The sequence below is a fragment of the Paraflavitalea sp. genome (assembly GCF_059502485.1).
In genome coordinates this window covers 1,548,279-1,562,052 of the sequence record NZ_JCACET010000008.1, presented here as the reverse complement: position 1 = coordinate 1,562,052, position 13,774 = coordinate 1,548,279, and the positions used below count along the sequence as shown (strand labels likewise).

The 13,774-nt window shown below is 46.2% G+C and carries 10 protein-coding genes; all 10 read right to left on the bottom strand.

Annotated features, from left to right (window positions below; genetic code table 11):
• Window positions 1–34 precede the first annotated feature (34 nt).
• A complete protein-coding gene (locus AC5JBY_RS09110) occupies window positions 35–832 on the bottom strand; it encodes an FkbM family methyltransferase (protein ID WP_495904263.1) in 798 nt (265 codons plus the stop codon).
• Window positions 833–1,044: 212 nt separating this feature from the next.
• Window positions 1,045–2,460 (bottom strand): FAD-binding oxidoreductase, encoded by a 1,416-nt coding sequence (locus AC5JBY_RS09105; RefSeq protein WP_495904262.1) that lies wholly within the window; start codon window positions 2,458–2,460, stop codon window positions 1,045–1,047.
• A 170-nt stretch (window positions 2,461–2,630) separates the two neighbouring features.
• Complete coding sequence (locus tag AC5JBY_RS09100; RefSeq protein ID WP_495904261.1) at window positions 2,631–3,137, bottom strand: hypothetical protein; 507 nt, start codon at window positions 3,135–3,137, stop codon at window positions 2,631–2,633.
• A 1,105-nt stretch (window positions 3,138–4,242) separates the two neighbouring features.
• Window positions 4,243–4,791, bottom strand: a complete 549-nt coding sequence (locus tag AC5JBY_RS09095; RefSeq protein ID WP_495904260.1) for an RNA polymerase sigma factor — start codon at window positions 4,789–4,791, stop codon at window positions 4,243–4,245.
• A 159-nt stretch (window positions 4,792–4,950) separates the two neighbouring features.
• Entirely contained in the window at window positions 4,951–6,552 is a 1,602-nt protein-coding gene (locus AC5JBY_RS09090) for a hypothetical protein (RefSeq protein WP_495904259.1), read from the bottom strand.
• A gap of 88 nt (window positions 6,553–6,640) precedes the next feature.
• A complete protein-coding gene (locus AC5JBY_RS09085; RefSeq protein WP_495904258.1) occupies window positions 6,641–7,837 on the bottom strand; it encodes an acyltransferase family protein in 1,197 nt (398 codons plus the stop codon).
• Between the two features lie 49 nt (window positions 7,838–7,886).
• A complete protein-coding gene (locus AC5JBY_RS09080; RefSeq protein ID WP_495904257.1) occupies window positions 7,887–8,615 on the bottom strand; it encodes a TolC family protein in 729 nt (242 codons plus the stop codon).
• A 16-nt stretch (window positions 8,616–8,631) separates the two neighbouring features.
• Window positions 8,632–10,134, bottom strand: a complete 1,503-nt coding sequence (locus AC5JBY_RS09075; protein ID WP_495904256.1) for an O-antigen ligase family protein — start codon at window positions 10,132–10,134, stop codon at window positions 8,632–8,634.
• Window positions 10,135–10,258: 124 nt separating this feature from the next.
• Window positions 10,259–11,407 carry an acyltransferase family protein gene (locus AC5JBY_RS09070; protein WP_495904255.1) on the bottom strand — a complete coding sequence of 383 codons (1,149 nt, stop codon included), beginning with the start codon at window positions 11,405–11,407 and terminating at the stop codon, window positions 10,259–10,261.
• A gap of 28 nt (window positions 11,408–11,435) precedes the next feature.
• On the bottom strand, window positions 11,436–13,664 hold the full coding sequence (locus AC5JBY_RS09065; protein WP_495904254.1) for an exopolysaccharide transport family protein: 2,229 nt from the start codon (window positions 13,662–13,664) through the stop codon (window positions 11,436–11,438).
• Window positions 13,665–13,774: the final 110 nt, after the last annotated feature.

The window sequence follows — 13,774 nt, the reverse complement described above, 5'->3', positions numbered from 1 at the left end:
GGGCAATACAATAGACTGCAAAGGGAAGCGAGTTTTAGGCTTTTTTTATGGCGATCCGGTTTGCCTCATCCATGGTGGCAAAGTCGAAATCGGCCACTGCCAACAGCGCTTTATCGTTGCGGAAATTATCTTCTTCGAAGTGTTCGTAAATAACCCTGAGGTCTTTGCGGGAGCGGATAAACTCAACAGCCCCAGCGATCGCTTCGGCTTCCATGCCTTCCACGTCGAGCTTCAGGATAACCCGGTCTTCGGGTTTAAGGCCAAACTGGGTTGAGAGGTCATCGATCCTTTCAATGTCCACGTTTGGTTCTTTATCGGACTCACGCTCGTAGTGGCTGGAGCTGATGAGGTGGTCCATGATCTCGAAATAAACCCGATCTTTCTTAGCTCCTACCCCACAGGCAAAAACCTTGATCTTATCCTGCAGGTTGTTCATTTCGATGTTAGTCCTGAGGCTTTTGAAGCTCACAGGCTCTACGGCTATGCAACGCTTGCCATGGCGGGCCAGCCAGATATCGTACTCACCGATACAGGCGCCTACGTCGATGAATACATCAAATGTATCCATGTTTTTTACGAAATAGTCTTTAATACTTTTTTCGTAAGCGTAGTTGATAAACTGGAAATCGTTGGAACCTTTACGTATAAGGTATTTTCCCATACCACTGCTGGTTACGTAGTCGGCCTTGGGAAACTTGTGGGCAAAGATGTAGTTCAATGAATGCTTCAATGACTTGAAGTCGCCATACTTTACGTATTCAGCAAAATAATTGAAGTACTTACCATATTTGCGTGGATCCTTCCACCCTGGTTTGTAATCGAATCCGCTCATATTTTTATATATGTTTTATTTAGCTTGAAAACTTACGGTCGATATTGGAGAGGATAGTGGCAGAAGTGACTAAGGTATTGCAAAAATCCGGTTTAAGCAAGTATACACGAAAAATGGCGGTAATTGGGGAGCTGTCCCAACTTGCACTAAATGTGGAAGTTATAACATATGAAGCGTGGATTAAAATTAACCCACGCTTCATGTTGAAATGACTAATCGAATATTTTTCCTGCGTTGAGGATGTTGTTGGGATCAAAAGCGCGCTTAATTCCACGCATCAATTGCAGTTGGGTTTCGTTGAAGACGATATCCATATAATTCTTCTGGAGCAGGCCAATGCCATGCTCACCACTGATGGTGCCTCCCAGCTCATGTACCAGCTTGAACAAGGCGCGTATGCCTTTTATCACTTCCGGATCATCGTTGCTGTTGGCAATGCCTTCTTTTTTGATGCGGATGTGCAGGTTGCCGTCACCAGCATGTCCATAACAAACTGCCTTGAAGTTGTATTTGATGCCCAACTCCTTTACGCCACGGATCAAGGCAGGCAATTCTGCGCGGGGCACCACTGTATCTTCTTCGATGGTGTAACCGTCTATTTTTACCGCTTCTGCCACGCGGCGGCGCAGCTTCCACAGTTCGGCCTTTTGCTGGGCGTCGTCGGCAAAGAAGGGCTCACCGGCATCGTAATTGGTCAGCAGGGTGCCGATGGTCTCCATTTCAATCATCAGGGTATCCAAGTGATTACCATCTACCTCAATGATCAGGTGGGCCGCGGTACCTTCTGTAACCGGTACTGCGGAGCTATCTACAAATTTGCTTACGATATTGAGTGCATCGATCTCTACCAGTTCCAGGGCGCTGGGCGTAAAGCCTGCCCGGAAGATAGCGCTTACTGCTTCGCCTGCTTTTTCCAGCGACTGGAAGGGTACCAGCATCAGGAGGTCATACTTAGGCAAGGGGATCAGCTTCAACACGATCTTTGTAACGATACCCAGGGTGCCTTCGCTACCAACTGCCAGTTGGGTAAGGTTATATCCGGTAGAGTTCTTCAATACGTTGGCACCTGTCCAGATCACTTCGCCGGAGGGTAGTACCAATTCCAGGTTGAGCACATAGTCTTTTACCACACCGTACTTTACCGCTTTGGGGCCGCCACTGTTCTCGGCTATATTGCCGCCGATGAAACAGGAGCCGCGGCTGCTGGGATCAGGAGGATAGAAGAGTCCTTTTTCTTTCACTGCATTCTGCAATACTTCCGTGATCACACCAGGCTCAGTGATCACCTGCAGATTCCGCTCGTCGATGTTTATAATGGAATTCATGCGATCTGTAGAGATCAATACGCCACCGAGGTGGGGTAAAGCACCGCCACTTAAACCAGTACCAGCGCCGCGGGGCGTGACTGGTATTTTGTGTTGGTTACAGATCTTCATAATGGCACTTATCTCTTCGGTAGTGCGCGGGCGGATCACTACTTCCGGGGGAAATAATAAATGCTCTGTTTCATCATGACCGTAATTGTTAAGGGATTCTTCATCAAGGAGGACAAAATCAGCGCCTGTAATCTGCCTGAACTGCTCAATGAGTGCTGTTGTCAACTTTCCCTGGATAGCCACTGTTTCCATATTATTGTGTTGAAAAGGGCCTCAAAAGTCGGATAAATGCGGCAGATGAAAAAGCTTCGGTAAGAAAATATCAGTAATCTGTTGATTTTGTGGACTAAAGTAGCGTTTCTTTTGTATCAGCCTGCGTTTCTTTGCGTTGTAGCGGCTTTCAGCGCGAGCAGCAAGCGGGGTTATCCTGCATATTCATACAGCGTAAGTTGTACCTGGCCCTGTACTACTGATTTATTAAAACCGGCCTTTTCGGCCAGGTCCATGTATAGTTTATCCAGGTGATTGATCTCCCACAGTATCTTTTTTGCGCCCAGCTTTTTGATCAAATAATCTATATACTGTTTCAGCAGTTTGAAGCGGACGGACTTATTATAGATCAAAGGATTCAGTTGTAGTTGTTGAATGCTATACTCGCCCGGTTGCAGGGTATAGGCTGTTCTTAACCTGGTGAACACTGCCGAATAGGCGGTAAGCAGGCTCACGCGTTCATGTTGGTTTATAACTCCTGTTATGATGATTATTTCGGAACTGCTTTTAGTAGTTTGCAGTAGCAGGGACAAACTGGCGTTGTTCTCTTTGGTCATCCACAATAGCAACCATGGGAAGTCTTCTTCACACAAAGGGTGTAAAGACAGCTGGTCATCGCCTGCCTGGCCATCTTGCTGATCGTTGATTTCCTGGCTCATAATTCATAGAAAAGGGCAAATAGGGCGAAGTTCGTTTAGCGGGTCATTCGAAGGATGTAGTATTTCAAATATACCAATCAATCTACGAAAAACCGTCCTTCCGTAAGCTCTTTTCACCAGATGGCATAAAAAAAGTATCGTATCATCTGTAAAAAACAATGTGATTGGCAGGAATTATTGATGCTGCTCAATTAAGGGACCGGGTTAGGGTTACCGGTTAGCGGTCTCTGGTTACAGGTTGCAAGTTACAGGTTACACAGGGGCGTGATACCAGGGCACGTTCTGCCCTGCCCTTTTTTGCAAATTGCACCTGTTTTGGGGTTTCGTGCTATTAGTATGTACCATCTACGGCTGATCTACGTACTATCTACGTACCATCCACGTACTATCTATCTTGTATCCTCTTCTTATTTTCCGTCTCGGCTACTTCTTTCTTCCCTTTTCCGGAATCTTTCCCATTCCTATTCTATTGTTCTTCTTTAATAGCAAGCGTCGAATATACTATCCCGGTAATGCGGTTTCCAAATTTGTTTTTGTACTGTATGGGATGGAATGGGAGAGTTTCGGAAGGAATGGGATAAAATAGGAATCAATTTATCCCATTCCTTCCGGTTTCATCCGAAACCAGGTTAACTAAATTTGGAAACGGGTATGCGGATGTTGTACGTTTGTCTGGAGCAGTTTGTCATGACTTACTTTCTTCAAAAGGTTCATTCATGTTGAAGTTGCATTCACAAGCTGGTAACTGATCAATGCCGGTTTGGGACTTAGCAAAAGCGCGATGAACAATGTGCGGCGCTTATCTTCTGTTGTTTCCTCTGGCCACGGCCAACTTAATGTACCGCTACACATGATGATCTCAAAGCAGCACCGGCAACGGCAGTACACTGCTACCTCGCCCATACTCCGGCAATAGTTGTTATAACACAACAGCCAGCCAAGATGCTTCCTGCAATCTTTGGTGGTTTTGCCGGGGTCCTCGTTTCAGCAGGAACTCCGTTGCCGGGTATAGACTGTGCCGGGAAGACGGGAAGTAAGGAAGGATGAAACTTAGGTTTTATTGTTCCTGCTTTCCGGCGTCCTGGTTGTATTTGATGTATTGTAATTACACCTTTTCCAGTAAGGGTTGTAGCTGTTTGATAGCCTGAGATCGATGTTCCTGCACGGCTTCTAATGGAATGCCTAATTGTTCAGCAACATCTTTTGTGGTCATCTTATTATAAAAAAGGAGCTGGAATACTTCGCTGCGCTGACCGGTCAATTTGTAAATACCGTTGTATAACGCGATCAATGTTTCGATAGTGACGGAACCCGGATTTCCTGCTTTATCTGTTTGTAACAGATCAGTGAGGTAAAGCATTTCTTTCCTGGATGGCTTATCCATATCGACGCATCTGAGGAAATCATAGCAACTATTCCGTATCGTTACCAGCAGAAATGTTTTTACGTCTTCAGCGGTTTTGAAATGCTGGCGCATGGTGATCAGCTTTATGATGGTGTTGACCACCATTTCTGTGGCTTCTTCCTGATCATTAATAAGCTGATTGGCATAGCTGACCATAGAAGTATAATGTTCCTGAAGCAGGACACGCAGGGCCGATGGTTCATTACGGTGGAAGGCAGGGATCAAATCATTGTCGAAGCTTACAGCCATTGTACAGGAATTTAAACTGGTATATAATACCATGCACACTAACAGCCGGGAACGCCAGCTATTTACAATCGCATCAAATAATCAGGATAAAGCCTGGTTTTGGCAGGAAAATGGTTGGATGGATGACAATGGGTAATCGTTACCGCAAAAATACGTACATTATTCTATTACCAGAATATTGGCTGTAGAATCTGGAAGCACTTTTTTACGTGGCTCATACACCTTCAACAGGGAGTCAATATACCGGGTGCCCTGTGGCTGGTAGTGGGTGGCTTCTGTGTAAATGTATAACCGGCCTCCCTGCTCAAGACAATCTGCTACCGCTTTATCAACTATGGGTCGAAGGGAATCGACAGCTGGCGCCTCATGCACTTTGGCCTTGGTGAAATAGGTGAAGAAGTCTTTCAACTGCCAGGCATCCTGGAGTAATATTACATCCTTGTCGCGCACCTGTTCTTTTACCTGCTTCATTTTGGCGTAGTACTGGTCGTTTTCCAGGTCGAGCATCCAACGGACACTACCGAAGAAGTTGATGATGAACAGCATAATGCTAATGGCAGCTACCAACATCACTGGCTTGATACGCCCCCACCCTTTAAAGGCAGGCACTCCTTTACCTCCATACTGCAGGGTGCCTAACAGCAATAACCACAGCAGAATGACCTGGAAGATCCAGAATTCCAATATTTCCGGCATCCAGAAGGTGAAGAAGAGCGAGTAAACTATACCAACGATCATCAGCGGGGTAACTACACTGCCTGCCGCAGCACTGATCGTCTTATACCTACGGAAAAAACGAACAATAAGCCACAGCATAGCGATTCCTAATATCACGCTCAATACCGTCAGGAATACTGCCGTGCCATGGGAAATATGACGGGCCAGGTACATTTCATCACCCAGGGAGTGGGTGTGGAGTGATTCGCTTAAAGCTCTTTCTACATTCGGGAGACGCAGTATAAAATGTCCGCCTACAAATGCATGGGAATATCCAATGGCTACCAACAGTGGTAGTTTAGCATCGAGGGGTTTCCAATATACACCGTCCTGGGTATAGCCTCTTAGCCAGCCTACCCATTTATCTATACCGCTCTGCCCTTCTACTACCCAGCCTACAATAAAGTAGGCTCCACCAACCAGTACAACACCCATACAAACATATTGAGCAAGAGCCGGCATCAATCGGATATTACTCCGCTGCTGCCAAATTTTATAGAGTATTACCACCGTAAACAATACATGCACCTGGTGGAATAGGATGGCCATTATATGAAGCAAGGCCACTTTCCAAACATCACCTTGTTCCAACCGCTCTTTGGTAAGAATATACAGGGCGGCCAGCAAAAAGAGCATGGGTGGCGCGTATACTTCAATGTTTACACTATAAAACCAGGGGCCAAAAGAGAAGGCTATAACAGTAAGGCTTATGAGTGATTGGATCACCGACAGCTTGAACCGGTTACGGAAGAAACAATATACTACTGTCATTGTTCCGCTACCCCACAGTGCTGTAAATGCTTCTACCAGGTAATAATCTTTAACACCTGGCAACAGGGCTTTACTGAATACAAGCCAGTAATGCGTAACAAAATGATATATGAGGTGGTGTGGGTGAAACAAATGATTGCCAGTAACTATACCGTTGAGATATCCGATAGAGTCATGCGGCCCGGAGAAATTAGCCGCCAGGGTGCAAAGAAAGAAAATAAATGCTCCGGTAAAAACAAGTAGTCGCTCCGGAACTGATGAACGCCGGTCCATTAAATCGGTTTAAGTTAAGCTATTAGCAGTTAGGCTTAGCTGTTAACTGGCAGGCAATCGTGACCTGGTTAACACAAGATACAGACCATTACTTAGTAATGAAAGCGAATTTGTCTTTCCATTTTAAAAACCATTTTTCATATAAATGGTAGGAAGCCAAACTGATGGCAATGGAAAGCAGCAAGCCAATAATGGCCGATGCTCCAGCCACCCACAACTTATCTTCGTGCCACCCCAATTTCACTACTATTCTTACGGTTGCGTACATACCCAGGAGGTGAAGACAGTATAACCCGTATGTATATATACCCAGTTTACTCATGAGCTTCGAATGGCTCATTTTAAACAGGGAGTTCTTTGCAAAATTTTGTTCGGCAATGATCAACGCGAAGAATATACCTATCACCAGTCGCTCAAAAATGATTGGCGCCCCATATGGGAATATATATCCTTTACCCAGCGTTACACACAGGGTGCCGATATAGATCAATGCAATGGCAGGCTTGCTGAGATTGGTAATAAAGTCCCTGAACTTGCCCGGGAAGGATAGCAGCCACGCTACCATGCCACCCAAGGCCATATCGCCAATCAGGGAAAGTGTGTGGAAATATCGTACTGCATGATCGGCTTCGGTGTTATCGGTATAGAAGGAACGGAACACCAGCGAAAGGAGCATGATGCCTGCGAATACGTACTTATAAGACTTTACGGGTATAAACTTGAGGATAACCGGCCAGGCCAGGTAGAACTGTTCTTCCACGCATACTGACCACAATACGGATAAAAGGATGGCATCGGGTTTTACCGGCCAGGTATTCATGTAGTCGAAATTGCCCACCAGGAAAATATAATACCAGGGGTTTGCGCTCTCATGAGGGGCTTCTCCGCCCATTTTCTTGAGTATAGCAAAGAGCACAAATCCTATAAAGAGGCAGAGGAAATATAAAGGCCAGATGCGCAGTATGCGCCGGATGTAAAAGTTACCTACGTGGATGGTGCCTGTCACTTCTTTTTCTCTGATAAGGAGGTAGGTAATCAAGAAACCACTGAGCACAAAGAAAAAGTTAACTCCTAATGTACCATACTGAAATAAGAACGACTGTATTTTAAATGCGGTAGGTGATGAGGTTTGTAAGTAGCTGAAAAACGACAGGTAGCAATGGTGCAGGAATACCACGAGGAAGGATATAAACCGCAACCCATCGAGGTTGGGGAAGAACACCTTCGTTTTGGCGGCAGGGGCTACCTGAGGTTGAGCGTCTTTTGTGGTTTGGGTAAAGGTCATATCATGATAGTGAAATCCCGACAAGCCGGGACAAGCTGTGAAAAGTTTTTTACTTCTTGCCTAATACATCGTCTATGCCAACGCCGATCATTTGCTCCAGTTCCAGTTTGGCGACGCTAAAATTCCGCTGCATTTCCAACTTACGCATTTGCATTTCGTAGTAAGAGACTTCAGATTTTTTGACCTCCTCGGGCGTGGTATTTCCGTCAGCAAAATCTTTTTCAGCCAGTTTGTAATCGGTATAGCTTGATTGGGCCATGCGGGTGACCAGTTCAAGTTTTTCCTTATGCATGAGGTAGTCTTCATATTTGGATAGTACGGCTTTGCGGATATCTCTGTACTGGTCATTTTTTTGTGCATTGGCGATATACAGGTTTTCCCGGGCAATCTTTACCTCATTGGCTCTGGAGGTAAAATAGTCCAGTGGCAGGTTAAGGCTAAAGTTATAACGGGGGAAAAGTGTAGCCTGGTTAACCCCACCAGTGCTGCCGCTATTTTGTTTAAGGGAAAGTTCATTGAGGTTGCCAGTGGCCGACAGGGCTCCCAACCATCCGCCTTTGGCCTTACGAAGTGTATAGTTGGCCACATTCACATTGCGATCGGCTACTTCAAACTTCGGGTTCTGCAGGGCCAGTTGCACCAGTCTTTCCCGAATATCAGTGATCTTCGACGTATCGTTGGCATGATAGGTTGATACGTTGCGGCCCGTAGGTTGTTGGGCTTTTACAGTAGCAGCAGTCAGCATCAGTAAACAGATGCCGGCAATTATTCTATTCATGGTTACAAGGTTCATTTTAAATTTTTGCTTCAGCTTTTGGTGAATCGTAAAGGTGTAGTTTCAGGAATATAGCCAATGCGCCGTAAAAGTACAACACACTGGGGTATTGGCCGATGGCCATCTGCGAATACTGGGCCATCATTAAACTGAATATGGAGGCCAGGTTCGCTGCGTAACAAGTCCTGATATCAGGGTCCCGTGTCCGGTAAAAATACCGGATACCTGTACGGAGGATCACAAAATAAAAGATCATCATCAGTGCAAGTCCTATAGGCCCTTGCTCCATCATGGTTTGCATATAGGCACTATCCGGTGGAATGAACGACAGGTAGTGACCGGGATTATACATCTTGCCCACCAATCCGGCCGTATTAACTCCTCCTCCGATGGGATGGCTCCACACATACGGCTGAGCAATCTCGCGGTTAATGTCGCGCACCATATTTGAAGGATCTTTGGATCCTTCGAAAGTGGAACGGAGGCGGTTAATAACGGGGTTATTATAAATGGGAGCCACGAGCAGCCCAATGATACTGAAAATGAAAACACCTGAAAAGATCAGGGTACGTTTTTCGTATAGGGTGAGTACACAGTAAAATGCCACTCCGGCCATTACCATCACCGTGGCCGTGCGGGTGCCAGTGTAGCTGGTAGCCAGGAAGTGGATAAGTGCCATGACATAATACCACAGTCTTTTACGTACATTTTTTTCCTGCAGGGCCATTACGAGCACCAGCACCGTGGAAGAAGCATACAGAATACCTGCCGCAGCCGGGTCGGACAGGAGCCCAAAACGGCGTACCATACCCGCGTTGATGAATAGGCCTACCCGCTCGGGGTCGGCCATGAGCCAGGTATGCTCCCATCCAAACAGCCCGAACCATTGTTGCTTGACCGCATACGCCGACTCAAAAAGGCTGAGGTAGACCCAGAATTTCATAAAGAATTCAATAGCCTTGCGGGTATTGAGGAAGCAATAGCTCATGTAAAAGAAGGCGGCAAAGCTCACTTGCTTGCGGAAGAAATTGAACCAGCCCAGCTTGCTATTCATGGCAGGGTTTACTACCTGCAACAGGAAATAGAACAGTGAAACCATGATCCATATCGTGATGGTGTGGCTCCAGAATTTGCTGGTGATCTCTTTTTGGTATTCCTGCCGGGTAATTACTCCCAGCAAAGTAAGGTATGACAGGTATTCGGGAATAAGTCCAGTAGGTATCTGGGTAGCCGAGTTGGTTAACCTTCCCGGCATCATCATGAATAGCGTGGTAATGAAGGTGAGGTAATAACCTACCTTGGGATAAACGATGCACAGCAGGAAGATCAGGATGCCTGCCACTCCTGCCACTATACCGATGGCAAGTTTAGCATTACCCAGTACGGTAAGGTAGGACATGCCAACGGCAATAAACCCCAGCAGGGCGATGCCCAGCGAGGTGGTCATCTTCCTGTCCAGAAAGTGGTAATGCAGCCATGTGGTGATGGATGCAGAGGTTTTATTTAGCACATTTCTTGCCATAGGTCCTAAAAGAACAAGAACTTGACGAACATGCCTGCACAGAATGCGATAGCAAACAGTGTGCTGATGATCTCGAAGGTCTTGTATTTATGTGGTTCGTTCTCCATTGTGATCAACTATCTGTTTAACTGCCTACGGCAACCCTTTTATGGGGTTGCTGCGGGTTATTGGATGACTGCCCGCCTCCCGTTCCTGTAGCAGGCTTTTTCAGGGTAAATAGCCACCAGGCGCCCATGCGCTCTGCGATATTATAGAATACCATGGGTAAAATGACCCCAACGGTGATACTAACGACCATTATTACCGGTATATTCTGTACGTGGAACAATTTCAACATCACCGAGCGGGTGCCTGCCGTGATCATCAGGTGCATTACATAGATGTACAGTGAGTGGTATCCTATTACGCGTAAAAAGCGCAGGATATTCAGCTCCTGCAACAGGAATGAGAGCTGGATCACGAAAGCGCCTCCTACCAGGGCTATCAGGGCAAAAACAGCGGGTAGCTTGTATTGCACATAATAATCGTCCTGGTGTTCGAGGTTCATGGTCGTAAACAAGTGCTGTACGAGCACAAATACCGGCAAGGCGATCAGGGTAGTTTTCCAGGAAGATAGCAGTTTATAGTTCTTCGTATTCAGCACCATATCCGAAAACACATGCCCAACAGCGAAGAACAGGTAAAAGAATAATACATCTATCAAAAAGCCGATCTTAATGCCCTGTACGTGGCAATAACCTCCTATCGCATAAAATATTACACCCAATACCAATTGCTGCCATGGCTTTGCTTTTCCATACCAATGTACCAGTGCATATAGTACACTGACAAAGAACAAAGCGTTCAAATACCAGAACTGCTCGAGTTTACGAGGCTCTATGATCAGGTTCAAATAATCCATTGGTTCCCGGTTGGCATTGGCATAACCGGCAAAAGCCAATTGCAGCGTGATCTGGATGCTGCCCCATAGCATCAATGGATAGAAGATGGTCTGGAACCGGTTGGTGACATAATCGCCAATGCCTTTACGCGCCAAACTGGCTCCCACAAAGATGCCCGAAACTATAAAGAACAGGGGCATTCGGAAGCTGAAGAAGAAGATGTTGAAGTACTTCAGGCCAGAATAGCTGACCGATCCTTCTCCCACGTTGCCCAATCCTTCAAAGACATGGCGGTACACCACCAGCAGAATGGTGATGCCCCGTGCGTAGTCTATCCAGGGATAGCGGCTCCTGCTTAATATCTTCTTTGTATTGAATAAATAATTGAACATGATAACGGCATAAGGTTTATCAGGGCCATTACAGCTCCATATTATAGGCTTCCACGTTATTCAATACAGTGCCTACGAACTTATCGCCGGTACTGTTCAGGTACTGGACCGCATCTTTATCAGCCTGTCCAAAAGAAGACTTGGCCGAAAACACCACGATGATACCATCTACCCAGGCAGCCAGCTCTTTACTGTCTGCATGATTGTTGAGGGCTGCACCTTCTACGAATACGAAATCATAGCTTTCGGCAATCTTTGGCAGGTGCTCAAACAGGTTGTTCTTGGGTAATACTTCGGAAGGGGTATAATTGCCACCACTGCATCCCACCAGATCGGTATTGGGAATGGTGGTCATGCTCGTGATACCCCAGAACTTATCGATCACATTGCCCTGGCCTGCAAAGCTGAACTGCTCCAGCGTAGGCTTGGCTTCAAATTTCTGGGTCAATGTGTTATTGGAGAAATTAGCATCTACCAGCAATACTCTTTTCTTGGTAAGGCTAAGGCTGTTGGCCAGCGCTTCAATCACCGTGCTTTTTCCTTCTTTAGTTCTTGTGCTCGTAACCAGGAATATCTTTTTACCGGAGTTGGCCAGTTCAAACCGCAGCTTACGCAGATTTTCCATAAACAGACCGAATTCTGTGCCGCTGGCATCCGCATCTTTAGTCTCTTTGAAATGCTCACTCAATGTTTTTTTCTTCAGGTTGAGCTTGTTGAGGGCACTTAACATCTTCAATTTCGTATTGCGCTGGAAGATGGTAGGTGTTTTGAAAGAGGAATCAAAGAATTCCAGTGCTATAATGATGAAGGATGACAGGAACAGCATCAGCATACCGCAAAGGCCCAATACCATGGAGCGGCGGGAAGGTTCTGCCATGTAAGCAGGCTGGGCTACCAGGATCTGCTTAAAGTTATTTTGGGGGTTGATATCGAGGTCGAGCGTGGATTGCAAACTTTTCTTTAGCTGTTCATATTCCTGTGAAGCAATGCGGAGGTCGCGCTCCTGGGCATCGAGGATTACCTGGTCTCCACCACCTGTTTTAGTGATCTCGTCATAATAGTTTTTCTGGTCACCAAACAGCCTAACGTTGTTTTCAGCAGCCAGTATCTGCTGTTCAAGGTCGCTTTTACGGGCTACGAGGTCCTCCTGGCGGGTTTGGGTCCTGTTCTGCCTCAGCTGACGGTCGGCAGTGGAACTACCGGAGCTCTTGTATTGGGCAATTTTTTTGATATTTCCCTCTATCTGGTCGTCGAGTTTTTTGATCTCTTCGTCGGACTTGCCGTTCTTTTGGATCTCCAGGTTCTGGTTTTCGATTTCCAGGGCCCGGATGGCGGCATTATTATTCACTACTCCCCCATTGCCGGTTGAAAGGCTTTGATTACCAATATCTCTTAATTGGCTTTCTACGGACCTAAGTTCGCCTCTTAAGTTATTGAGCTTGGCTTGTTCCTGCTGATAGTTGCTGGTTACGCTCTGTACTACGGTCATTGCCGCAGAGGCCCTGTCGGCCACGTTGGGGGTACCTATCTTGATCCTGAAAGCCTTGAGTGTTTCGGTAAGACTGTCTACTGTTCTTTTCTTGGAGCTGGCCAGGCTATCGAGCTTAGCGGCAGACTCCTGGCTACGCAGGCCATAGATGCTGTTGAAAAAGCGGATAAACTGCTGGCCAATGGTATTGGCAACAAAAGCCGATAATTCGGGATGTTCTGAGCGGCAAAGAATAACCAGGTAATCGGTCCGGTCGGCCCGGAAAATGGTAATCTTACCCTGCAGGTATTCCGGGGCATAGCCATAGAGGTACATCAGGTCAAATACCTTCTTTTCCTCGGGATCAAAAGGGTTAAGGAGGTCCATGGTAGTGATCTTGCGACGCAGGATCTGCTTGGCTTGCTCTACATTAACCAGTTTATATTCGTTGGTGTTCTTTTTTTCTTCGTTGAGTGTGCGGAAGGGTTTCAGGTCTTCCAGGTCATGTAACAGCACTTTGTAGGAGAGCATGTTCATTACCTTGGGGGATTTGAACGTCTCGATGGCGTTGCTAAACTGAAGGTCGATCTCGTAGATGTTGATACCGGCATTATCCTTAATACTTACCTCTTTTTCCATGGTAAAGCCGGTGGAGTATTGAGCGACGGACCCGTACGTTTTTTCTTTGAACAGGGTGAATACAAAACCCGCTATCAGCCCAATTACCGTGCAGCCAATAATGATCCATTTCCTGCGCAGAAGCGAGTACAATAAATACAAGAGGTCCATAAGGTTTCTTTTTTGTGCGTTTCGAGGTGAAAAAGTACCAAAAAAAACCGGGAGACCATAATGGTTTCCCGGATTTTATGTAAGGTTAAGCTTTTTATCCAGGAGATGAC